At 59.3% G+C, this 23,444-nt stretch carries 19 protein-coding genes; 10 read left to right on the top strand and 9 right to left on the bottom strand.

Features of this window, described 5'->3' with window-relative positions; genetic code table 11:
* Positions 1-52: 52 nt before the first annotated feature.
* From AC0Z42_RS27985 to AC0Z42_RS27975, 3 genes are all read right to left on the bottom strand, one after another.
* Positions 53-400, bottom strand: coding sequence for a hypothetical protein (locus AC0Z42_RS27985; RefSeq protein WP_485471336.1), 348 nt, complete (start codon positions 398-400; stop codon positions 53-55).
* A gap of 3 nt (positions 401-403) precedes the next feature.
* A complete protein-coding gene (locus AC0Z42_RS27980) occupies positions 404-3,106 on the bottom strand; it encodes a hypothetical protein (RefSeq protein WP_485471335.1) in 2,703 nt (900 codons plus the stop codon).
* Positions 3,107-3,458: 352 nt separating this feature from the next.
* The gene (locus AC0Z42_RS27975) at positions 3,459-4,964 is read right to left on the bottom strand and encodes a DUF3369 domain-containing protein (protein WP_485471334.1); all 1,506 of its coding nucleotides are present in this window, start codon (positions 4,962-4,964) and stop codon (positions 3,459-3,461) included.
* 387 nt (positions 4,965-5,351) lie between these two features.
* Between AC0Z42_RS27975 and AC0Z42_RS27970 the strand changes: the two genes are divergently transcribed.
* The gene (locus AC0Z42_RS27970; RefSeq protein WP_485471333.1) at positions 5,352-5,870 is read left to right on the top strand and encodes a DUF3016 domain-containing protein; all 519 of its coding nucleotides are present in this window, start codon (positions 5,352-5,354) and stop codon (positions 5,868-5,870) included.
* A gap of 14 nt (positions 5,871-5,884) precedes the next feature.
* On the opposite strand, the gene AC0Z42_RS27965 is transcribed toward AC0Z42_RS27970, so the two are convergent.
* Entirely contained in the window at positions 5,885-6,328 is a 444-nt protein-coding gene (locus AC0Z42_RS27965; RefSeq protein ID WP_485471332.1) for a thioesterase family protein, read from the bottom strand.
* A 90-nt stretch (positions 6,329-6,418) separates the two neighbouring features.
* Positions 6,419-7,885 (bottom strand): PQQ-dependent sugar dehydrogenase, encoded by a 1,467-nt coding sequence (locus AC0Z42_RS27960; protein ID WP_485471331.1) that lies wholly within the window; start codon positions 7,883-7,885, stop codon positions 6,419-6,421.
* Between the two features lie 268 nt (positions 7,886-8,153).
* Here AC0Z42_RS27960 and AC0Z42_RS27955 point away from each other — a divergent pair, with 268 nt between their 5' ends.
* Both AC0Z42_RS27955 and AC0Z42_RS27950 read left to right on the top strand, forming a co-directional pair.
* Positions 8,154-9,260: an S-(hydroxymethyl)glutathione dehydrogenase/class III alcohol dehydrogenase gene (locus AC0Z42_RS27955; RefSeq protein WP_485471330.1), complete on the top strand. Its 1,107-nt coding sequence runs from the start codon at positions 8,154-8,156 to the stop codon at positions 9,258-9,260.
* Positions 9,261-9,362: 102 nt separating this feature from the next.
* Positions 9,363-9,596 carry a hypothetical protein gene (locus AC0Z42_RS27950; protein ID WP_485471329.1) on the top strand — a complete coding sequence of 78 codons (234 nt, stop codon included), beginning with the start codon at positions 9,363-9,365 and terminating at the stop codon, positions 9,594-9,596.
* Here AC0Z42_RS27950 and AC0Z42_RS27945 read toward each other — a convergent pair.
* Positions 9,593-10,597, bottom strand: a complete 1,005-nt coding sequence (locus AC0Z42_RS27945) for a GlxA family transcriptional regulator (protein ID WP_485471328.1) — start codon at positions 10,595-10,597, stop codon at positions 9,593-9,595. The genes AC0Z42_RS27950 and AC0Z42_RS27945 overlap by 4 nt on opposite strands.
* A 279-nt stretch (positions 10,598-10,876) precedes the next feature.
* A complete protein-coding gene (locus AC0Z42_RS27940; RefSeq protein WP_485471327.1) occupies positions 10,877-11,206 on the bottom strand; it encodes a hypothetical protein in 330 nt (109 codons plus the stop codon).
* Between the two features lie 235 nt (positions 11,207-11,441).
* Here AC0Z42_RS27940 and AC0Z42_RS27935 point away from each other — a divergent pair, with 235 nt between their 5' ends.
* The 3 genes from AC0Z42_RS27935 to AC0Z42_RS27925 all read left to right on the top strand — a co-directional run bounded on the left by AC0Z42_RS27935 (position 11,442) and on the right by AC0Z42_RS27925 (position 14,850).
* Positions 11,442-13,511 carry a DUF6701 domain-containing protein gene (locus AC0Z42_RS27935; RefSeq protein ID WP_485471326.1) on the top strand — a complete coding sequence of 690 codons (2,070 nt, stop codon included), beginning with the start codon at positions 11,442-11,444 and terminating at the stop codon, positions 13,509-13,511.
* 109 nt (positions 13,512-13,620) lie between these two features.
* Positions 13,621-14,322: a dienelactone hydrolase family protein gene (locus AC0Z42_RS27930; protein WP_485471325.1), complete on the top strand. Its 702-nt coding sequence runs from the start codon at positions 13,621-13,623 to the stop codon at positions 14,320-14,322.
* Between the two features lie 111 nt (positions 14,323-14,433).
* Entirely contained in the window at positions 14,434-14,850 is a 417-nt protein-coding gene (locus AC0Z42_RS27925) for an SRPBCC family protein (protein WP_485471324.1), read from the top strand.
* 7 nt (positions 14,851-14,857) lie between these two features.
* Here AC0Z42_RS27925 and AC0Z42_RS27920 read toward each other — a convergent pair whose 3' ends face one another.
* On the bottom strand, positions 14,858-16,219 hold the full coding sequence (locus AC0Z42_RS27920) for a vWA domain-containing protein (protein WP_485471323.1): 1,362 nt from the start codon (positions 16,217-16,219) through the stop codon (positions 14,858-14,860).
* A gap of 34 nt (positions 16,220-16,253) precedes the next feature.
* Positions 16,254-17,879 carry a M28 family peptidase gene (locus AC0Z42_RS27915; protein WP_485471322.1) on the bottom strand — a complete coding sequence of 542 codons (1,626 nt, stop codon included), beginning with the start codon at positions 17,877-17,879 and terminating at the stop codon, positions 16,254-16,256.
* Between the two features lie 167 nt (positions 17,880-18,046).
* Between AC0Z42_RS27915 and AC0Z42_RS27910 the strand changes: the two genes are divergently transcribed.
* The 4 genes from AC0Z42_RS27910 to AC0Z42_RS27895 all read left to right on the top strand — a co-directional run bounded on the left by AC0Z42_RS27910 (position 18,047) and on the right by AC0Z42_RS27895 (position 23,353).
* Positions 18,047-18,943: an alpha/beta fold hydrolase gene (locus AC0Z42_RS27910; protein WP_485471321.1), complete on the top strand. Its 897-nt coding sequence runs from the start codon at positions 18,047-18,049 to the stop codon at positions 18,941-18,943.
* A gap of 201 nt (positions 18,944-19,144) precedes the next feature.
* Complete coding sequence (locus tag AC0Z42_RS27905) at positions 19,145-21,292, top strand: DEAD/DEAH box helicase (protein WP_485471320.1); 2,148 nt, start codon at positions 19,145-19,147, stop codon at positions 21,290-21,292.
* A 19-nt stretch (positions 21,293-21,311) separates the two neighbouring features.
* Positions 21,312-21,578: a hypothetical protein gene (locus AC0Z42_RS27900; RefSeq protein WP_485471319.1), complete on the top strand. Its 267-nt coding sequence runs from the start codon at positions 21,312-21,314 to the stop codon at positions 21,576-21,578.
* A gap of 146 nt (positions 21,579-21,724) precedes the next feature.
* Positions 21,725-23,353: a methyl-accepting chemotaxis protein gene (locus AC0Z42_RS27895; protein WP_485471318.1), complete on the top strand. Its 1,629-nt coding sequence runs from the start codon at positions 21,725-21,727 to the stop codon at positions 23,351-23,353.
* The last annotated feature ends 91 nt before the right edge of the window (positions 23,354-23,444 follow it).

The raw sequence follows: 23,444 nt of genomic DNA, 5'->3' as shown, positions 1-23,444 counted from the left end.
AGAGCAATACGGGTCAGCGCCGAGCAGCTGGAGCAGTGGAAACGGGCACAGCTTAAATTAGTCGGGAAAGTGTCTTGACTGATGGATCCACTTTACCCGCCACCGGCGAGCTGGCAACTACCGCACGCTCGATATTTCTCGAGATGCGCGCGATACGGTTTTCGATGGCTTCGTCGGTCAGCCCAGGCTGAAGACGCTTCATCTGATTGAAACGTCCTTGCACATAGGCGGTTTTCAACAAGGCAAAGGACGCCGTCGTTACCGTTGCAGGTTCTGCAGACACAACCCGTGGCGACAAGGTCTCGAACGCGCGTAATAGTTCCAGGTTACTGAACACTGCCTTTGCGTATGTGACCAGTTCCCATGCGTCGATTAGCTCATCCGAATCGTCCAGACTCATTGGCTATGACTCGTAGCGTGGGACAACGTTCAAGACTTCATAAAACCCGTCCACGCCGACAGAACGTTTGGCGACGGCGTTGACGCCAAAGTTGATCCTAATCTTCGGCGGCACCAGCCAACTTGCAAAATCAAACGGCCTACCTTCACTGTTTTTGTCGACGTGCGATGCGTTCCAGGCATCCAATGCTTCCTTCACGGCCTCATTCAAGCTGACAGTGGAATTGCCACTGCGTTTGAACACTTCATTCGGATTCAGGAAGGCCCACAGTAAGGGGCAAGAAAGGAGAATGACAACAAAAGAATGCAGATTCTTTTTTCCTGCAGCTTGGCCCAAGGCCTCAACGAAAGGCCGGTCGGTATCCTTCGGACTTTCCTTGCGTCCGGGCATAGGAGAAGTAAAAACAAGCATTCCATGGAGGATCGTCGTGATCTGCCGGTGCAGAATTTGTCCACTCTTCCAGGCGGCTGTCACATTTTCATCTAGTCCCATCAAATCATCGTGTATGCGCACTGCGATGCTTCCTAGCATTGCCGGAGAAATACTGCCCGCCTCGATATGCTGGCGCGCGAAGGTATGCCAAGCTTTCAAATTACTGAAAAAATCGTTGAATGCGACCTTCTGATCCGCGGGGGCTGATTCTGCAATAGTAGCTTCGCCGGTTTCTGGTGCGTGCAGCTCTTCATATTCCAAGAAATCAACATCTTCCGAAGAACCAGCAGTGCCGAATGCCGGAACTGTTGACGATACAGAATATGCAGCAAGATCACCAATGTCGCTGGACATCAGCAAGTTACCGATCACGGAAAACAGTGAAATCGCCGACACCGACCAGAAGGTTTCACCACGGGCGCTGAACCGGCCATAGACGATGAGGCTCAGAACATCGCCGAATTCGGCACATCGCGATTTACGAAGATCATCGACTGAAAACCAAGCGACGCCATTTCTAGGCTGCAATTTCCCGCCGCCCTCCGCCACAATTTTGTCAAGCCATTGTTTCGTTACTTCGCTGATACCGGATCTACCCGCAAGCTCACTGACTATCGTTTTGTCTTGTAAGTCTTTGGCGCCATACACCCTATGCAAAATACTTTCTCGTTGGAATTGATTAGCCAAACCAACAGATCCAAATGAGCTGGCAGGTACTTTCCCGATTTTTTGCTGGAATCGGTCAATGGACCCGATACGCGCCGCCAGTTCGGGCAGCGTGGGAGATGCCTGCGCCCAAAGGAAGCCATAAACGGCTTCTCGATTCTTCTCGTCTGCCAATTCGGGGCGACGCATCATTGCCACAGGAAGCGCAAGGGAAAACAGTGCTTGCAATACTGCGCCATGCCTAGTTTCGAGACCCTGCGCTAAGCACAAGCCCAGACAATGTACGACGATCGCTTTTGTTCGATCGGCAGGCACGCCGAACCGAAGCAGGTCGGGTGCATCTTTTTGTCTGATCAACCAGCTGAAAGTTTCGCGCAAGGTATATTCGAAACTACCTTTATCGATCAGGTCCGTTGGTACACGCATAGTGCGGAGCCTGGCTTCAAAAACCGTCAGCACTGCTTTTCGGCTCTGCTGTCTGTCATCAACGGCAAGCGCACGAAGGTAACTCAACACCAGTCGCAGATGCTCCATTGCAACGAAATCGAAGAAAGGATGATGGCGGGTGCTACGGTCTTCAAGTAAATGCTGCCGGATCTTTGTGCTGGCCCAGTCTTTGACATCCTCGCCGTCATCGCCAGAATGCAAGGAAATTTTTACACGATCCTGCTTACCTTGGATAATGCCCCCCAAGGCCAACATCGATACGCGGTTCTGCGGGGGCACAACCTTTAATAAATATTGTTCCTCGAGTTCTAATACGGCGTTTGCGATATTGTGCTTATCTTCTCCGATGATAGCCGGGTCATTTTTTAGAACCTTATCGCCAAATGTCTCGTAAATACCTCGACGCAAAAGCCGGCCGTATAAATCCAGATCACCGGACACCAACAGTACCAATCGTGGCGACGTCAAATATTTGCGGATGGTTTCCAAAATGGTGTGTCCAAGCGAAAAATTCGTGTCGACGTCGTCGAACGCAAGGACAAAGGCGTGCTTGTCAAGCGCGGTCAGTGCATCTTCAATATAAGCGCCAAGTTTTCGCTCGAAGAGCCGTCCTTTCATCGCCTTGTTCAGTCCACGGCTCATCACCCAACTGGCATCTTCCCATTCACTCCCATACACCGCGTTCGCGCCTATGCCATCGAGGAGGCCGAGGCCTTCGGCCAAGGCTTGACGTGAATTGGTCAGGGTATCAACACTGACGTGTGCATTAGCAATTGCCGTTTCGATCATCGATAGGATCACGATGATAACGTTTTCTTTCGTCTCAATCAGCGTTGGATCGATCATCGGCAGCACGTGCAGTTTTTTCGCGATCGAACCAACGCTTCCATCCTGCGGGTTGTCCAATCGTTGCAAGGCGGTCAAAAGAAAGGTCGTCTTGCCGCTGCCTCGGCCGCCTTCGATGAGAACGGCATTGTGCGGCCTTGGGTAACTTAATGCCGTGTCCCTGTAGTGAGCTAGCGGCTCTGTAGGAATCGCGCTCAACTGCTTATCAATCAGGTCGGTGAGACGCGTAAAAGCATCCTTCTGCAAGATGTCGGTCGGCGTTTTAATCCTATCCAGTTCGCTTTTGGAAAGATCGATTTTATAGGGCTCGCTCATGACGATTGCCTTGCATAAGAGTAAATGATTACAGGATTATAGTGGTAAATATTGATTGATAAAAGCTGTTGAGAAATGGTTGGCATGCGGGATAGGCGGCCACACAGCCATCGGTGTGAGCCAAGGGGCCGCTGGCTTGTTAGACCATAAATTCACGGTTTGTAAATGACGTGCGTTAGCGGCTCCAAATAGGTTCTCTCCTGGCTGATTGCCGACCTTCACCAATCTCACCCCTTTCTCAAACTGCGCATGACGAAATGAGCCACAGCCACTTTCTGCCTGTCCGTCAGATCCACTTATTGCCCAGGCCGTGCGTTTGCCTTCGTATCCCTAACGTTTGCGGCAATCCGGGTCAATCCGGAAAACGCTGATTCAGCGCCAATGCCTCATCCAGATTCGCAATCAACAACTCCACATACTGCGGGTCAAGGTGGCTGCCGCTCACTTCGCGCAGGTAGCTGATGACGCGTTCGAGGGGCCAGGCGTCTTTGTAGCAGCGCTTGTGCATCAGGGCGTCGAAGACGTCGGCCACTGCGGCGATGCGGGCGTATTTGTGGATGTGCTCGCCGACCAGGCCTTGCGGGTAGCCGCTGCCGTCGTATTTTTCGTGGTGCTGGTGGGCGATCACGGCGGCCGCTTTCAATAGTGGGCGTTGCGAGCCGTCGAGGATCGACATGCCGACCGTCGGGTGCTGCTTCATGATTTCCCATTCGGCGGCGTCGAGCTTGCCCGGTTTCAGCAGCACCGCGTCGGGGGTCGAGATCTTGCCGATGTCGTGCATCGGCGCGGCGTGGCGCAGCACCATGGTTTCTTCGTCCGACATGCCCGACGCCTGCGCCAGCAGCTGGCACACTTCGGCCATGCGGCGCACGTGGTTGCCGCCTTCATGCGAGCGCGATTCCACCACGTCGCCCAGGCGCAGGATCAGTTCGGCCTGGGTGTCGGTGATTTCCTGGGTCAGCAGGATATTGTCGAAGGCGATCGCCACGCCCGAGCAGAATACTTCCAGCAGCTGCGCGTCGAGGTCGGAAATTTCTTCCACGCCTTTCAGCACCAGCAATGACGCCTTGCCGCTGCTGTTCGGGAAATAGCCGACATAGGTGTCGCCATGCAGGCGCGAGATTTTATTGCTTTTGGCGTGGTCCAGCTGCGACAGCAGGGCGGGGCTCAGCATGCCGTCGTCGGTGTCGCCGATCTGTGCCAGGATTTCATAATCCTGCTCGCCGGTAATGGCGCTGGCGCCGCGCAGGCGCAGCAGCATGCTCGTTTCCAGGCGCAGCAGGGCGACCACTTGCTGCAGCAGGCCGCTGGCGAAGTCGCGCAGGTTGCGCTGCTTGAAAATATGCGCCGAGGCGGCGATCACGCGTTCCAGGCCTTCGCGGTAATGCAGCTGCGACAAACGGGCTTCCTCGACCTTCATGATGTCGCGGTAGGCGCGCAGGGCGGCAAAGGTGGTGGTAAACAGCTTGGTGCGGTCGAGCTCGGTTTTTTCCTTGTAGTCGTTGATGTCGTAATTGACGATCACGCGCTCTTCAGGCGCCTGGCCCGGCTGGCCGGTGCGCAGCACGATGCGGGTAAATTGATTGCCCAGGTCTTCGCGCATCCAGCGTGCTACTTCCAGGCCGCTGTCTTCGCGCTCCATCACCACGTCGAGAAACACCAGCGCGATGCCTTCTTCGCGCGCCAGTACCTGCTTGGCTTCGGCGCCGCTGTAGGCGTGCACGAAACTGAGGGCGCGGCCTTCGAGGCGGAAACGGGATAGTGTCAGTTTGGTAATGTCGTGGATGTCGGGTTCATCGTCGACGAGCAAGACTTTCCACGGCGGTAACTTGGGCGAAGCTGAAGACAAAAATGACATAAGGGCGAATTCCGCTAAAGGGCATGACTGACCGCCACGCGCCAGGCATCCCTGTGCGCCACCACTGGCGTTGCGCGTTTTCCGGGCGCATTTTATCGATTGTAGACCGAGCGCATGGTATTAACAACAGGCAAGAAAAATTGTCCTGCTTCCAAGCAACAGTGCTTGCAGCTACATGGAAACATTGCCATACATACTTTATCGCTTATGCAACTATATTTTCAAGACAATACTTTGTTTTAATTAATATTGCCAATAAAACCGTCGAATAATCGATGCGCGCCGGTATGGCGCCTGGCCGCTACTTCGTAACAAGGTATGAATTAGCATGGCGATGGCAGCGCATGCGCGTATATTTGACTCGGATGTTTTTTGAAAGGGATGATCATGAAAAAGAAAATCACGCACTTGCTGCTGGCGGGAAGCGTCTTTCTGGCTGCTGGTGCCGCGTGGGCACAGCATCCTGCCTCGACCACGGCTTCCGGCAATACCGAAGTGTTCTATGACAAGCCAGACCAGTTCACCGATATCTCGTTCGACCCGCGCAAGCGCGAAGATGCCTTGACGGAGCTGACGCGCCACTTCGACAAGCTGGGCGCGTCCTTGCCGGCTGGCCAGCGCTTGAAGATCGTGGTCACCGATGTCGACCTGGCGGGCCGTGAAGATCCGCACGTGCGCTCGGCGAACGAGATCCGCGTGCTGACGGGCGGCGTCGACTGGCCGCGCATCAGCCTGTCGTATGAGCTGGAACAGGACGGCAAGGTTGTCAAGAGCGACAAGGCGCAACTGTCCGATATGTCCTACCTGACGCGCATGAACCGTTATTCCAGTGGCGAGCGCCTGCGCTATGAAAAGCTGATGATCGACGAATGGTTTGCAAAGACCTTCAATGTGCCGCGCAAATGACGCTCAAGCCATGATCAGTCGATCCAGTTCACCTGGGTAAATTTGCTGCCGAAGTCTTCCGGCATCGGCACGACCTGGCTGCGCTTGTAATTGAAAAAGACAAAGCCCGACTTGGCCATCGCGATCAGGGTATTGTCGCGCGGACGCGTGATGCGGAAGGTGATGTCGCCGCCGTATTTGTTGAAGTCCATCACACCCACTTCGAACAGCAGCTGGTCGCGCGCATGGGCTTCGGCGCGGTAGGTGGTTGCCAGGTCGGTGACGATGATGCCGGTGCCATCGGCCTCGATGTCGCGCACGCCGAATTCGAACAGGAAGCGGGCGCGCGCCTCCGAGATCATGGAGATCATCGAATCGTTGCCAAGATGGTTGCCGGCATTGATATCGGTGGTGCGCACCGTCAGTTGCGAAGAATAGCAGTATTGGTCTTCGGGAAATTCAAGTGTCAAACGGGCCATGGGTCTCTCTTGATCGGGTGTGCCAGACGTGGCGGGAAAGTCAATTCTAGCCGCTTCCCCGCCCTGCGTCGAAAAAAACACCCCCGGCGATCACTTGCGCACGATGCGGTAAACCTTGCCGCTGCTGCTGAGCATGTACAGCTCTTTCTGCGCATCCTGGCCGAACGACACAATATTGCCCACGTTGGTGATGGCCCAGTCCGTCACGGCCGAGGCGCTGCCATTGCTGTAAGTAAAGCTCTTCAGCCAGCCGCTGCAATAGTCGGAATACAGATAGTGACCAGCCAGTTCCGGTAGCGCCGTGCCGCGGTAGACATAGCCGCCCGTGATCGAGCAGCCGCCGGCGTTGTCGTGGCCGTATTCAACCTTGGGCAGCACCAGCCCCGCCTGGTTGCAACTGGCGTTGTTGTAGCACTGCGTGCCTTCCATGATGTTCCAGCCGTAGTTATTGCCAGCCGTGCCGACTGGCGCCACATTGATCTCTTCGCGTTGGGCTTGGCCGACGTCGGCGATATACAGCAGTTGCGCCGTGGTATCGAAAGCATAGCGCCACGGATTGCGCAGCCCGTAGGCCCAGATTTCCGCGCGCTGGCCGGCCGTATTGGCAAACGGGTTGCCGGCCGGGATGGCATACGGTTGTGCAGTCGTGCTGGCGTTCACGTCTAGGCGCAGCATTTTGCCCAGCAGAACATTGGTGTTTTGCGCGTTGCCCGAAGGGTCGCCACCGCCGCCGCCGTCGCCGGTGGCCGCATACAGATAGCCGTCGGGACCAAAGCTGAGCAGGCCGCCATTGTGGTTGTTGAAGCCGGGGTGGGGAATCGCGATGATCTGCAAGCTGGCCAGCGGATCGGCGAGGTTGGCATTGCCGGCCGAAACCTGGCGCCGTTCGATGACGATGTCGCCTGCCAGATTGGTGTAGTACAGGAAAAAGTAGCCATTGCTGGCGTACTGCGGATGAAACGCGATCGACAGCAGGCCCCGTTCGCCATCGGTGGTGGTGCGGCTGCTGATGTCAAGAAACGGTGTGGCCAGCAGGGTGCCGTTGTCGACAATGCGGATGCGGCCGGCGCGCTCGACGATGAACAGCCGGCTGTCGCCGGGTGGCGCGGTCAGGAAAGTCGGCGCCTGCAAGCCGCTGGCCACCTCCTGCAAGGCCAGCGCCAGCGGCGCCGTGGCCGCGTAGGCAACAGCCGCACTGGCAGTGGCGCCGGCAGCTACTTGCACTTGCTGGGTGGCCGGCGTTGCCGCCAAGGTGCCGGTGCCGTTGGCTACATTGGCGGCGGCAATCGCATAGGCGCCGGGCGCCAGGTCGTTCAGGGTGGTCGTAGCGGTCAGCAGCTTGCTGTAGGAAGCCGGCCCCGTCACGGTGACGGCGCCATTGACGCCGGCCGGCAGGCCGCTGATGGTCACCGCCAGGCTGCCGGTGGTGGGGCCGGGCGGCGGGTCGTCGTCATCGTCGTGGCTGCCGCCGCAAGAAGCGAGCAGGCCCGCGCTGAACAGCAACAGCAGTGCCAGCAATACCTGTTTGAAAGTGGTCAGGAAAGTTCGATTGTGCATGTCTGTCTCCAGGAAGGAACGACGAAGCCGCCTGTCCGTTGTTGGACGGCGATGAAATACAATCATTCATTTTTTCGCTGGCAGAGTTGATCCATCGCAAGCGAACAGATAACTGTGGCGAGCATACGCCTGCCGCAAACAGCTGTTCCGTTCGCTGCCGCACAATCGGACAAAGGCGCGGCGTTTTCAGACAATCGCGCCCTTTGCCGCCCCGCGTGCCGTGCGCGCAGGCCATAATGCGCCATCTGAAACCGAGCAGGAGCAACCCATGAAAACCAAAGCAGCCGTGGCCTGGAAGGCCGGCGCCCCCTTGACCATCGAAACAGTCGACCTGGCCGGCCCGCGCGAAGGCGAAGTGCTGATCGAACTGAAAGCGACCGGCATCTGCCATACCGATTACTACACCTTGTCCGGCGCCGATCCGGAAGGCATTTTCCCCGCCATCCTGGGCCATGAAGGCGCCGGCATCGTGGTCGACGTCGGCCCGGGCGTAAAAACGCTGAAAAAAGACGATCACGTGATTCCGCTGTACACGCCGGAATGCCGCGAGTGCAAATTCTGCCTGTCGCAGAAAACCAATCTGTGCCAGAAAATCCGCAGCACCCAGGGCCGTGGCCTGATGCCGGACGCCACCAGCCGCTTTTCGCTCGACGGCAAGCCGCTGTTCCACTACATGGGCACCTCGACCTTTTCCAACTATATCGTGGTGCCGGAAATCGCGCTGGCAAAAATCCGTGAAGACGCGCCGTTCGACAAGGTCTGCTATATCGGCTGCGGCGTGACCACTGGCGTGGGCGCGGTGCTGTTCTCGGCCAAGGTCGAGGCGGGCGCCAACGTGGCCGTGTTCGGCCTGGGCGGCATCGGCCTGAATGTAATCCAGGCCGCGAAAATGGTCGGCGCCGATAAAATCATCGGCATCGACATCAACCCGGCGCGCCAGGCGATCGCGCGCAAGTTCGGCATGACGCACTTTATCAATCCGAACGAAGTGGAAAACGTGGTCGACGCCATCGTGCAACTGACCGATGGCGGCGCGGACTATAGCTTCGAGTGCGTCGGCAACACCAGCCTGATGCGCCAGGCGCTCGAGTGCACCCACAAGGGCTGGGGCAAGTCATTCATTATCGGCGTGGCGGCCGCCGGCCAGGAAATCTCGACCCGTCCGTTCCAGCTGGTGACGGGCCGCGAATGGCGCGGTTCGGCCTTTGGCGGCGCGCGCGGCCGTACCGACGTGCCGAAGATCGTCGACTGGTATATGGAAGGCAAGCTCAATATCGATGACCTGATCACGCACCGCTTGCCGCTCGAACGCATCAACGAAGGTTTTGATTTGATGAAGAGTGGCGAGTCGATCCGCTCGGTGGTGCTGTACTAAAGCAACACTTGTGGCAGGCCAGGGGCGGTGCGCTGTACTTCGGCGTCCGCCCCTGCTAATGTCAGGGCATCGTTGCGTAAAATCTTGATGCCGGGAGCCCTGATGTTCGCCACTGCCTATCTGCTGACCTTGCGGCGCATGCTGCCCGTCTTGCTCGGCGCGAGCCTGTCCGCCGTGCTGGCGCTATGGTGGCGCGACGCCGCCATCCTCGCCACGCCCGTCATCTGGCTGGCGCTGCTGGTCACGTATTTGCTGTGTGCGCTGATGTTTACGCCGCTGGAATGGCATCGCCAGCAACTGGCGACGCGCCATGTGCGTACCGGAAAATCGCGCTAGCGGCTGGTGCTGGAAAAACGCTCGCGGTAGTCACGCGGCGTGACGCCGAGTTTCTTGTGAAACAGCCGGCGCAGCCTTTCCTCGCTATGCAAGCCGGTTTGCGCGGCCACCTGTTTCAGTGACGACACATTTTCTTCCAGCAGCCGGCGCGCCACTTCGAAGCGCGCCGTTTCGATGAATTCGGTGGGATTGGTCTGCGTTTCACGCTGGAACACGCGCGTAAAATTTCGCTCGCTCATGGCCAGGCTGGCCGCCAGCTGCGGCACGCTCAGGTCCTCGGCCAGGTGTTCCATGATCCACGCCTGCAACTGGCGTATGGTCGGGTGCGTCGTCATCTGGCTCGACAGGTGCACCGAAAACTGCGACTGGCCGCCCGGCCGTTTCAGATACACCACCAGGTCGCGCGCCACCTCCAGGGCGATATCGCGGCTGAAATCTTCCTCTACCAGCGCCAGCGCCAGATCGATGCCGGCCGTCACCCCCGCCGAGGTCCACACATTGCCTTCGCGCACGAAGATCGCATCGGCATTGACGTCGATGCGCGGATAGCGCCGGCGCAGGCTGTCCACCGCGCTCCAGTGCGTGGCGGCGCGCTTGCCATCGAGCACGCCCGCTTCGGCCAGGAAAAAGCAGCCCGTGCACAGCGCCGCCAGGGTATCGATGCGCGGCGCCGCCTGCGCCACCCAGGCGGCAATCGCCGGGATCTCGTCCAGCACCTGCTCGACGTTATGGCAGCCGACAATCACCGCCAGGTCGGGCAGGTTGGTGCTCGACAAGGCTTTGCTGGCATGCAGACTCATCAGCGTATCGGACTCGACCGGACCGATGGCGGTGGACGCGATGCGCATGTCATAGCCACCCGGCAAGTTGCGCAGGCGCAGATGGGTGTTGGCATAATCAAACACCTTCATGGCACCGATGGCTTCGAGGGCCTTGAAGCCCGGGTAAATGATGATGTCGACAGTGCGCAGGGGGAAGGACTGGGGAGTGGGCTTGATCATGCGATAGGGATAAAGGAAAGAAATGCTGCCATAATGCAATGATGGCTGCACGCTAGATTAGCACAGGCCGTATCCTCTTCCACTCCTCAGATTGCCGGACATCGTGCGCATACCCATTTTCCTTGCCGCTTTATTCTTCTCGCTCTGGACTGGCATGGTTCAGGCTGCAACGCTGAACTTTAATGGAGGGACTGTAACTGGCTGTGACGTGAGCGGCGCCAATTACAGTTGCCCGTCTCTGTCGATGGCGTGGAATGACGCAATTGTCATTGCCAGCGGCTACAGCGTGACCGTCAACAGCCCCTTGACCATCACATTTAACCAAGGTTTGACTATGAGCGGCACGGCAGCGCTCACAGTCAATGGTAATTTGGACATTAAGGGCCTCAATGCCGACAATTTGAAGGTGACGGGCGGCCGCCTGACTGCCCAGGGAGCTACCTTCAGCATGGGTGCATTGAGGCAAACGATCACAGCAGACATCTTTGCCACAAATATCATGATGGGTACGGATTCCGTCACGGTAACTGGAAAAATCACTGCAACAGGGTTGGTGCAGATTGCTTCAGCCTCGACCATCAAGGGTCCCATCAGTGGTGATACGGTCAAGCTCCTCGCTTCCAACACGCAGGTCGAAGGCGATATCAAGGCCAAGACATCGCTGCTGATGGAGCAAGGCACGACAATCAAGGGCAATATTGAAGGCGGGAATGTGACCACCGCTGATTCGGATGTGACAATCACAGGCAACGCTCTGGTCGATTACATCACATTCGGATACCACGGCAGTGTACAAAAAATCATTACTTGCAAAGCCTATACTCCCAGCAACCCGTGCAGCTGCGTGAACAATAAAAGAAGTGGTTACGCAGAGGGTACCTTTGAGGGCCCCAAATGCGGTCCCGGCGTCCAATCCGGCCCCCACCATTTCGAGATATCCCACCCGGCCGCAGCGCTAAGCTGCTCCCCGGAAAAAGTCACCGTCAAGGCTTGTGCCGACGCCAGCTGCGGCAGCGTCTATACCAATGGCGCGACCGTCGTCCTGTCGCCTGGTGGCGCCACGGCGCAGACGGGCAATACCGGCAGCGTCGACAGCACTGTGGCGCAATATGCGGGGGGCACGGCCACCCTGAGCCTGACCAGCACGCCATCCACCACGGGCGCGCTGGTGTGCAAAGACAGCACCACGGGCAGCACCACCAATTGCCAGATGCCGTTCAACAGCAGCGGCCTGCAGGTGAGCGGTGACGCCCGCTATGCGGAAGATGCGCAGCCTGTATCGATCAGCGCGGTGCGGGCTTCGGGCAGCAATCCCAAGGCTTGCGTGCCGCTGTTTGCCAACCAGGATAAAACCATCAAGCTCAAGTGTACTTACAGCAATCCCGATAGCGGAACGCTGCCTGTGCGCATTCAGGGCACGAATGGAACTTACGTGTCGCTGGGTGCCAGTAACAGCAGTGCCTGCAGCGTGGCGGGCTCGGACGTCCTGTTGAAATTCAACAGCGAAGGCGTGGCTGCGCCGAACATGCTGTATGCGGATGTGGGGCAGGTGGGACTGACAGCGACCTACACTTCGGCCAGCGGCACCGACAATGGTTTGACGATGTCAGGCAGTGGCAGTGTGATCGTCGCGCCGGCCAAGTTTGCCTTCAGCGCGATTGCCAGCCCGCAGCGTGCCGGCCAGGAAGTGACATCGGTGACGGTCACGGCGCAAAACAAGGCGGGCGCCACCACGCCTAATTTCGGTCGTGAGACGGGGCTGCCGGATATGGCACTCGACCGTGTTTTCGTGAAACCGGTCTTCAATGCGCCCAAGGTCGTCGCCAATCCAAAGCTTGAAGGCAAGCTTGTCTTCAGCAATGGCGTTGGCACCGCCAGCGCACTGGCATGGGCGGAAACCGGCACCATCAATCTCACCGCCACCTTGAATAATTACCTGGGCGTGCAAAAAATCGGGACGGTCACGCCGCTGGCGACGGGCGCCAGCAATAATGTGCTGTTCATTCCCCATCACTTCCAGACTGCTGTTGATCTGTCCACCGAACCATACAGGCAATTTCCCGCCTTGTGCGGCACCCAGCTGGCCTGTCCTGACACCGGCGCAGACCCGCGGTTTGTGTATTCGCGCCAGCCCTTCGCGCTGGCCGTCACTGCGCAAAATTTGCAAGGCGTGGCGACGGAGAATTTCGATGGCGCCGATGGTGACTTGAAGAATCAGCAAGTACTGCTGTTGGCGCGCGATCCCAAGGATACGAGCAATGCGCCACCAGTCAGTCCGGCCGGCGGCAAGCTGACCGATGGCAGCGCGGCCGGCACCGTCTTGAGTGGCGTGCCGATGAGCGCCTTCAGTAGCGGCGTGGCGCGCCAGGTGCTGGCCTATCAATTTCCCGGCGCTTATTCGCCGTCGGCTGGCGCCACGACGCTGGCGGGGCCGACAGGCGTGCTCTTGCGCGCCAACTTTACGTATTCGGTCAACAATCTGGTCACGTCGAATCCTTCGTCCCAGGGCAAGGAAACGGCGCTGACGGTGGTGACCGGGCGCCTCATGGTGCCCAACAGCTACGGCTCGGAACTGCTGCCGATCCGGCTGGAAGTACAGCTGCAGTACTGGGATGGTGCCCGCTGGCGCGCCAACCTGGCCGACGGCCTGAGCCGTTTCGGCAAGGCCCAGGTGGTGCTGGCCAACTGCCTCAAGCAGGTGGTCTGCAGCAATCTGGTAGTGGCCGACCAGGTGTATCAGTTCAGTACAGGCGTGCTGGCAGGCAATGGGCGCTTGACCCTCCAGGCACCGCGCGTGGCCGGCAGCGTCGATGTGTCGGTCGGCGGCTTTTCCTATTTGCCATCGAGCGTGGGCCGCGTGGTGTTCGGTGTGTTCAAGTCGGGTCCGGTGCTGTATCTGCGCGAAATGTACTAGGTTCCGGGATTGTCGCCTGTCACAAGGCAGGGGCGGGGCGGGCGCAGGAAGCGGAAAAAACCAGTAAGATGCTTTTCTGTTTCTTCTCCCTCACAGAACTGGAGTCTTCATGAGCATCACTACGCAGTGGATCGATATCACCGGCGCCGACGGCGCCACTTTCCAGGCCTACCTGGCCGTGCCGCATATCGGCAAGGGTCCCGGCATCGTGCTGTTGCAGGAAATTTTTGGCGTCAATGAACATATCCGCACGGTGGCCGAGCAGTACGCGCTTGACGGCTATGTGGTGCTGGTGCCCGACCTGTTCTGGCGCGAAGGCGCGCACATCGAACTGGGCTATGACGAATCGGGCTGGAAGCGCGCCGTCGAACTGATGCAGGCTACTGACAACCCGCAAGCGCTGGCCGACATCACCGCCACCGTCGCCGTGCTGCGCGCGCGCCCTGAAGTCGACGGCAAGATCGCCTCGATCGGCTACTGCTTCGGCGGCCGCTTGTCATTCCAGGCGGCAGCAGCAGGCCTGGTCGATACCGCCATCGCCTACTACGGCGGCGGCATCCAGAACAAGCTGGACCTGGCTGACGAGATCAAGGTACCGCTGCTGATGCATTTTGGCGGCAACGACAGCCATATCCCGGCCGAGGCCGTAAAAGCCATCGCCGAACGCTTCGACGGTCGCGAAGAAGTGGAAATCCATGTCTACGCGCAAGCCGAACACGGTTTCAACTGCAATTACCGCGACAGCTACCACCAGCGCGCATCGGTGCAGGCGCACGGCAATTCGCTCATTTTCCTGTCAGAAAATCTGTAGTCATTCGGCAGCAAACCGGCATGGGCGCTAAAATAGCGGCTGTGCCGGGCATTCCGGCCGGCCCGGCCCGCCTCGGCGCCCGGCAAACCTGGATGAGGAACCGAATCAAAGATGGCCCAAGTAACTGTTTCTGTGACACTGGCGGCAAGCGCCGAACGCGTGTGGGATTTTATCGGCGGCTTCCAGTCGCTGGCGGAATGGTCGAGTTCGATCAAGACCAGCTTGCCGGAACAGGGCGGCCGCGTGCGCCGCCTGAAAACCACGGACGGCGCCATCATCGCCGAACGCCTGCAAAGCTTCAGCGAAGCGGACAAAAGCTACAGCTACACCATCGTCTCGGGCCCGATCCCCGTGAAAAACTACCGTTCCACCCTGCGCGTCACGGGTGAGCCGGGCGCTGCCTCGTGCGTGGCCGAATGGTCGAGCCAGTTCGACGCCGCCGAAGGCGTGGAAGAGGTGATGATCGGCGCCTTCCAGCACCTGTATGAAACGGCGTTTGTCGACCTGAAACGGATCATGGCGATCTGACACGCGTTTACAACTCGTAGTCGACTATCATGCCCTTGGCGCGCGCTTCCTTCAGCCACGCCGGGAACTCTTTCATCATGCGGTCGTACAGCTCGGCTTCCGAAATTTGGCGCAAGTCGTCGACGGCAAAGAAATTGGCGTTGTCGATATGGCGGCCGGACAGGTCATCGAGCTTTTCCAGTGCGCCATAGCCGGAGCCGCCGATGCCGATGAATTGCCAGAAGATCGGCAAGGTGCTGGCCCAGCGGATCAGGAACTGGATTTCGTCGTTGTGCGACACGCCGCCATCTGAAATAAACAGCACGAAGACCGGCGCCTTGTCGGCAATGGCGGGAGCAAAGCCCTTGGGAAATACTTTTTTCGACGAAAAAAAGCCTTTCTTTTCGGCCTCGGGACCGGGCGGCGTCAGGCCGGAAAAATGCTCAATCACTTGCCGGATGACCACCGGTTCATTGTTGTACTGCGACTGCAGGTCGCTCATCCATTTCTGCCAGCCGCCTTTGTCTTTCTTGACATAGTCCTTGAAGTTACCGAACGTTACGTTCGACAACTGCTTGCTCTTGAGCGCAAAGGCCCAGGTTTCCAGCTCTTCGTCATTATCGAAATGCACGCCCAGCGGAAATACGCGATTCACCACCTCCTGCACTTGGCCGCTTTCATACTGCTTGTACATCGAACCGGACGCGTCGATCACAAACGCGACTTTGGCGCGCACCCGTTCCAGCTTGTTCTTGGCCAGCGAGACGCCGGCGATTTTTGCCAGCGAAACGAGCTGCGGCGCCTTTTGCTCGAAGCGCTTTTCCAGCGAGACCCTGGCGGGTGCCGCCGCTGCCGGCGCTGCCGGCGTCGCAGCAGCATCCGCAGGCGCGACCGCGCCGCCGAAATGCACCAGCAGGGCGTCGAGGCCGCCATTGAAACCCTGGCCATTGACGCCGAGGCGCCAGTCGCCGTCTTTCCGGTACAGCTCGGCGATCATGATGGCTTTTTCGCCGCTGAAATCAACGCCGCTCAAGGCGAACACATGCTCGCCCAGGCGAAACTCCAGGCTGCCCAGCTCGCGCATGGTCTGGCTGTGCGCCGGATCGATGGCGGCGGCAAATACCAGCTTGTCGATCTGCGCCGGCAGCCTGGCTAGGTTGAGCGCGAACTGGCTGTCGGGCACGTTGGCAACCAGGCGGATTTCTTCTTTTGGCGAGGCGGTCTGGTTGTAGAAAACCATGTAGGCGTCGTCGGACAGCTTGCCGTTCGCGTCCAGGCCAAAACAGCTGACGTCGATATGGAACGGTGCCTTGAGCGTGCACCTGACGGTGATTTCCGCCGCCACTGTGCTGCTGTCGAGCTTGAGTTTCTGGCCTTTTTGCAATGACATTCTGTTCCTTGTCAGATAATCGATGGGTCTACTTTCAGCGCTTGACCTTGCCAAACGCTTCGTCCTTGTTCCATACCGGCATGGTCTTGTCGTTGGCCACTTCGTAGCCCAGGTTCAGCGTGAACTGCGCCTGCTGCACCATGCCCGACAGATCCCAGGACGGGTTGTATTCGTCCGTGACCTGATGGTAGTCTTTCTTGAACGCAACGAGGCGCGCGCTTGACGCCTTTTGGTCCTTGACGAAGTCGAACGAGCCGTCGCCCGAGAATACGGCCGAGCCCACGTTGAAGGCGGGAACGCCGGCCTTGGCAAAGGCGAAATGGTCGGCGCGGTAGAAGGCGCCGGACAGGTCGGGAATCGCCGGCGCCAGGCGCAGGCCCATGCGCTTGGCGACCTTGGCGGCACTCGCGTACAGGCTGCTGCGCTCGGCGCCGGCAACGCCGATGTCGTGCGTCTTGCCGACAAAATTCATGCTGTCGAGGTTAAGGTCGGCGGCGGTCCTGGCCAGCGGCCACAGCGGTGCGCGCACCCAGGCGTTGGCGCCCAGCATGCCGGTTTCCTCGCCGGCCGGCCACAGGAAGATCTGCGTGCGGCGCGCCGGTTGCTTCACGGCCACTTGCGCCATCGCCAGCAGGGCTGCCGCGCCCGAGGCATTGTCGATCGCGCCGTTATAGATATGGTCGCTGCCGGCTTTGCCGCTACCGTCGTCATCCTTGCCCAGGTGATCCCAGTGGGCCGAATAAATTACCGCTTCGTCTTTCAGCTTCGGATCGGTGCCGGGCACGATGCCGGCCACATTGAACTGCTCGACGGTACGGATGGTGCTGTTGAGGCTGACCTTGACGGTGGCGTCCAGGGCCACTGGCTGGAATTCGCGTGTCTCGGCTTTGGCGCGCAAGGCGTCCAGGTCCTGGCCGGCGGCCTGGAACAGGGCGCGCGCCGTGTCTTCCTGCAGCCAGCCTTCCATCGCATTGCCGGTGCCGGCCAGGCTGAAGCGTTCATGGCCGAAGCCGTTGGCCGGTACCGACCACGGGTAGGACGCCGAGGCCGTCGTGTGGATCAGCAGCACGCCGGCCGCGCCCTGGCGCAGCGCTTCTTCGTACTTGTAGACCCAGCGGCCATACCAGGTCAGCGACTTGCCGGCAAAGCGATTTGGTTCCGCCGCGGTCGGCTGCGGGTCGTTGACCATCATGATCACCAGCTTGCCTTTCAGGTCGATACCCTTGAAGTCGTTCCATTTTTCGTCCGGCGCGTCGATGCCGTAGCCGGCAAACACCACGGGGGTGTCGAACGCGACCCTGGCCTGGCCATTGGAAGCGCCAAACACGATGCCCTCGCCAAACTTGGGCGCGATGGTCTTGCCGCCGGCGCTGAAGGTCACGGTGCTGTCGGGCAAGGCCTTGCTGCCAACGATCATCAAGCCCTGGCGATACGTGCCATCTTTCAGTGGCTGCAAGCCGGCCAGCGCCGCCTGGGTTTCCAGGTAGCGCACGGCCAGGTCGCCGCCGCGCTGGCCGGTGCCGCGTCCTTCGAGCAGGTCGTCGGCAAGAAAGGACAGGTGGGCACGCAGCGGCGCTTCGGCAACCACAGGCACGGGCTGGGCGCTGGCGGCAGTGCCAAACAGGGCAAGGCTGGCGGCGAGGGCGAAAGAGGTACGCATAAAGACTCCAAAAATAAACAAAGGCAAGGCATGAATATGATGCATCGGCAGCAATCTTACTCTACGTATCATCTTTCCTGAACGTAGCGCGCGGCGTGCCTGTGCCGTATCGGGTCACAATGGCCATGAGGGCCGCCAACCGGCAGGCCATGGACAAGGAGGCCGGCATGACCGACGCACGCAGCAACACCGACCAGGTAGTCGCAAGCAATACCCTGCGCACTGCTGACGGCACGACGATTTACTACAAGGACTGGGGCAGCGGCGCGCCCGTAGTGTTCAGCCATGGCTGGCCGCTGTCGTCGGACGCCTGGGAAGACCAGATGTTTTATCTCGCCTCCAACGGCTACCGCGTGATCGCCCACGACCGGCGCGGCCATGGCCGTTCCAGCCAGCCTTTCGAGGGCAACGACATGGATACCTATGCCGACGACCTGGCCGAATTGATCGAGGCGCTCGATTTGCAGGGCGCGACCCTGGTCGGCCATTCCACCGGGGGCGGCGAAGTGGCGCGCTATATCGGCCGTCACGGCACCGCTCGCCTGGCCGGCGCCGTGCTGGTGGGCGCCGTCCCGCCGCTGATGCTGCAAACACCGGACAATCCGCTGGGCCTGCCAATTTCCGCATTTGACGATATCCGCAGCGGCGTGCAAGCCGACCGCAGCGGTTTTTTCCGCGACCTGAGCGAGGCCTTCTATGGCTATAACCGGCCCGACGCCAAGCCGTCGCAGGGCGTGCGCGACGCCTTCTGGTTGCAGGGCATGCAGGCCGGCATGCCGGCCGCCTACCTGTGCATCAAGCAGTTTTCGGAAACCGATTTTACGCAAGACCTGGCCAAGTTCGACATTCCGACCCTGGTGATCCACGGCGACGACGACCAGATCGTGCCGATTGCCGCCTCGGCGCGGCGCACCGCCGAACTCATTATCGGCAGCCGGCTGCTGGTGTATCCGGGCGCGCCGCATGGGCTGGCCACCACCCACAAGGATCAGCTGAATGCGGACTTGCTGGAATTCCTGCGCCATGCGGCCGAGGCGCCAACGCTGGCGCCCGAGCATTTGTAACACGACGCGGATATATTGCAAAAGAGGTAATATTGCTTGGTTATTGCACCGATTGCGTGCGGATCGCCGATTTTTCTGCGTTTTGGGCAGCAAAAATTGGCGATCTGCGCTGCTGTTCTACCCGGTCAGGGCCAGTAAAGAGTAAACTAGCAGATACACTCTTTCGCATTGGGCGATTCGAGCGAACTTGTGAGTGATTTCATGTCTGATACACCAATTTCTTTATTTTCCGACCTTAACCTGAGCGAGCCGCTGATACGCGCGCTCAAGGATGTCGGTTACGAAACACCGTCGCCTATCCAGGCTGCCACGATTCCATTGTTGCTCGCCAACCGCGACGTGCTGGGCCAGGCGCAAACGGGTACCGGTAAAACCGCCGCCTTTGCCCTGCCTATCCTGTCGCGCATCGATCTGAAACAAAGCTCACCCCAAGCCCTGGTCCTGGCCCCGACGCGCGAACTGGCGATCCAGGTCGCCGAAGCGTTCCAGGTTTACGCTGCCCACATCCCGGGTTTCCACGTACTGCCGATCTACGGCGGCCAAAGCTATGGCCCGCAATTGTCGGCGCTGCGCCGCGGCGTACACGTTATTGTCGGCACGCCGGGCCGCGTCATCGATCACCTGGACAAGGGTTCGCTCGACCTGTCCAAGCTGAAAACCCTGGTGCTCGACGAAGCCGATGAAATGCTGCGCATGGGCTTTATCGACGACGTCGAACGCATCTTGAAAGAAACACCGGAAGGCCATCAGACGGCGCTGTTCTCGGCCACCATGCCTTCCGTCATCAAGCGCATCGCCACCACCTACCTGGTCAATCCGGCCGAAGTGACGGTGGCCGCCAAGACCGGCACGGCTGACAATATTCGCCAGCGCTACTGGCTGGTGTCGGGCATGCACAAGCTCGACGCGCTGACCCGCATCCTGGAAGCGGAAGTATTTGACGGCATGATCATCTTCGCCCGCACCAAGCTGGGTACGGAAGAGCTGGCCGGCAAGCTGCAGGCACGCGGTTTCTCGGCTGCCGCCATCAATGGCGATATCCAGCAGGCCCAGCGCGAGCGCACCATCCAGCAACTGAAAGACGGCAAGATCGACATTCTGGTCGCCACCGACGTGGCCGCGCGCGGCCTGGACGTCGAGCGCATCAGCCACGTGGTCAACTATGACGTGCCGCACGATCCGGAAAGTTATACCCACCGTATCGGCCGCACCGGCCGCGCCGGCCGCAGCGGCGAAGCGATCCTGTTCATCACTCCGCGTGAAAAGAACCTGTTGAAAGCCATCGAACGCTCGACCCGCCAGCCGATCGGCATGCTCGAACTGCCGACCATCCAGGCGGTCAACGACGTGCGTATCGCCAAGTTCAAGGAACAGATCACGGAAACCCTGGCGCTGGGCGAACTGGAACAGTTCCAGTCGCTGATCGAAGACTTCGAACGCGAACAGAATATCCCGGCGATTGAAATTGCCGCCGCCCTGGCCAAGATGGCACGTGGCAATACGCCGCTGCTGCTGGACAAGAACAAGGCGCGCGAACAAGCCACCTGGCAGGACGACCGTCCGGTACGCCAGGAACGCTTCGAGCGCAATGACCGTCCTGAACGCGGCGACCGCTTCGAGCGCGGCGAACGCAGCGAGCGCCCGGCCTTCCCGAAAAAAGAACGCGTCCAGCGCCCGGCTGACGCCGGCATGCAGACCTTCCGTATCGAAGTGGGTCATCAGCATGGCGTGAAACCTGGCAATATCGTCGGCGCCATCGCCAACGAAGCGGGCATCGATTCAAAAAACATCGGCCGCATCGAAATCTACGACGACTACAGCGTATTGGATTTGCCGGACAGCATGCCGAAGGAATTGCTGGACCAGCTGAAAACCGTGTGGGTTGCCGGCCAGCAGCTGCGCATCAGCCGCGATGGCGATGCGCCTGACCTGGCGCCAGCGGCCGCACCACGCAAGCCGTTTGCCGCCAAGGCTGCGCCAGCGTTCAAGGAAGCGCCGGAAGCGCCAGCCGCCGACGTTCCCGTGCGTGCGCCGAAGAAAGAGCGTCCACGTCCGGGCGTGACGGCCTACCGTATCGAAGTGGGCCGCGATCATCTGGTGACGCCTAGCAATATCGTCGGCGCCATCGCCAACGAAGCGAACCTGGAAGCGAAGCATATTGGCCGCATCGATATCTTTGACAAGCACAGCGTGCTGGACCTGCCGGAAGGCATGCCGCCGGAGATCCTCGATCACCTGAAATCGGTAATGGTCGCTGGCCAGCAATTGCGCATTACGCTCGACGACGGCACCTCGGAACGCAAACCGGCGCCACCGCGCCCGAAAGCACCGCGCAAGACCTACAAGTAATCCTGCAGCCTTAGCCGCAGTGAGCAAAGGCGCCTTCGGGCGCCTTTTTTGTCGTCTATCGGCAACATTAATTTCTCTGTTGAAATCGATTTTTTGCTCCGGTTGCGCAATAAGTGTTCCTACTTACGGTTTGAATCGCGGCGTGCCGGTTGGTAATGGCTGCTGGTATCTGACAGGCATCGCCGTGCATTACACAGCCTATTTGAATATTGATGGCGAATACGCAATGATGTCGGCGCAAGGCATTAATATTTATCGTGTTAATAAAATCAATTTGATTAAATAAAAGAAAATATAAATAGATAAATTACATATATTTATGTTATTCCTTTGCCTGCGGCAAAGCTGGCACAACGGTATGGGCGCGAGGCTTGATGTGGTATATTGTTTTTATAATTTTGCTATGCTATTTACAAAAACAAAGGAGCGAGAATGCGCTTGAATATGCCCGTCACGCAAAAAGAAACTATTCTCAATGAAGGCATGACAATTGTTTCCACCACGGATTTACAGGGAAACATCAATTATGCCAATCAGTATTTTATTGAGGTCAGTGGCTTTTCGGAAAATGAATTGATCGGTGCGCCCCAGAATATCTTGCGCCATCCCGATATGCCTGCCGAAGCGTTTGCCGACCTGTGGAGCACCATCCAGAGCGGCATGCCGTGGACCGGCATGGTCAAGAACCGCTGCAAGAATGGTGACTTCTACTGGGTGCTGGCCAATATCACGCCGGTGATCGAAAATGGCCGTCCGGTCGGCTACATGTCGGTGCGCACCAAGCCCACGCGCGAGCAGGTGGCCGAGGCGACCGCGTTGTACAAGGGCTTCAAGGACGGCAACGAAGCGAAGCTGGCGATTCGCAATGGCCGGGTGGTCGGCCAGGGCCTGGGCGCCATGTTGAAAGCCCTGAGCCAGCCCAGCTTGTCACAGGGCATGGCCGTCAACGCCATCTTCTTCTGCGTTTCCATGGCCGTACTGGCTGGCGCCGTCTGGAATATCGACAGCGACACCCATGCCGCCACGCGCGGCTGGCTGATTGCGCTGGCCGCCATGGCGTCGGTGATCATGCTGGTATTCTGGGCCTATCTGCACAACTCGGTGGTGCAGCCGCTGAGCGAGGCGGTGTTGGTGGCGCGCAAGATGGCCGGTGGCGACCTGACGGGCGTGATCGACAAGGTGCGCGACGACGACATGGGCCAGCTGATGGCAGCCTTGCGCCAGACCAATATCAACTTGCACAGCATTATCGGCGACGTACGCGCCAATTTTGAGGATATCCGCGTTACCACGGCCGAGATCGCGACCGGCAATATGGACTTGTCCAGCCGCACCGAATCGCAGGCGTCCAGCCTGGAGCAGACAGCCGCCAGCATGGAAGAACTGACGTCTACCGTGCAGAGCAGCGCCGATCATGTGGCCACCGCCAATGACCTGGCGGTGCAGGCGTCCGCCGTGGCCGCGAAAGGCGGCGCGATCGTCACGGAAGTGGTCAGCACCATGGATGAAATCAGCGGTTCGTCGCGGAAGATTCTCGACATTATCGGCCTGATCGACGGTATCGCCTTCCAGACCAATATCCTGGCCTTGAATGCCGCCGTCGAGGCGGCGCGCGCTGGCGAACACGGCCGTGGCTTTGCGGTGGTGGCTGGCGAAGTGCGCAGCCTGGCCCAGCGTTCGGCCACCGCCGCCAAGGAAGTCAAACATCTGATCGACCATTCGATCGCCACCGTCAATGCCGGCACCGTGCTGACCAGCAATGCCGGCGCCACCATGCAGGAGGTGATCGCCTCGGTGGCCCGCGTGACGGAAGTGATGGACGAGATCTCGTCGACCACGCGCGAGCAGAACCAGGGCATCGGCCAGGTCAACCAGGCCGTGATCCACATGGACGGCATCACGCAGCAGAATGCGGCGCTGGTCGAACAGGCGGCGGCCGCCGCCACCAACCTGGCGCAGCGCACCGACAGCGTGGCCAAGTCGATGTTCGTGTTCAAGCTAAAGCCGTCGCCGAGGCGCAGGGCGAGTGGTGGTGCGGTAAGAGCGCTGGCAGCGCGTTAAATTGATTCTTGGCTACAGCAAAAATCTGGGGTCAGTCGCTTCGCGATCGGAATAAGTCCCATTGGGACTTATTCCCCCGGCGGGTCTGACC

It is taken from the genome of Janthinobacterium sp. 1L-D-8-B-C4, from assembly GCF_057291295.1.
The sequence above is the reverse complement of the archived record's forward strand: the minus strand, read 5'-3'. Positions and strand labels throughout refer to the sequence as shown.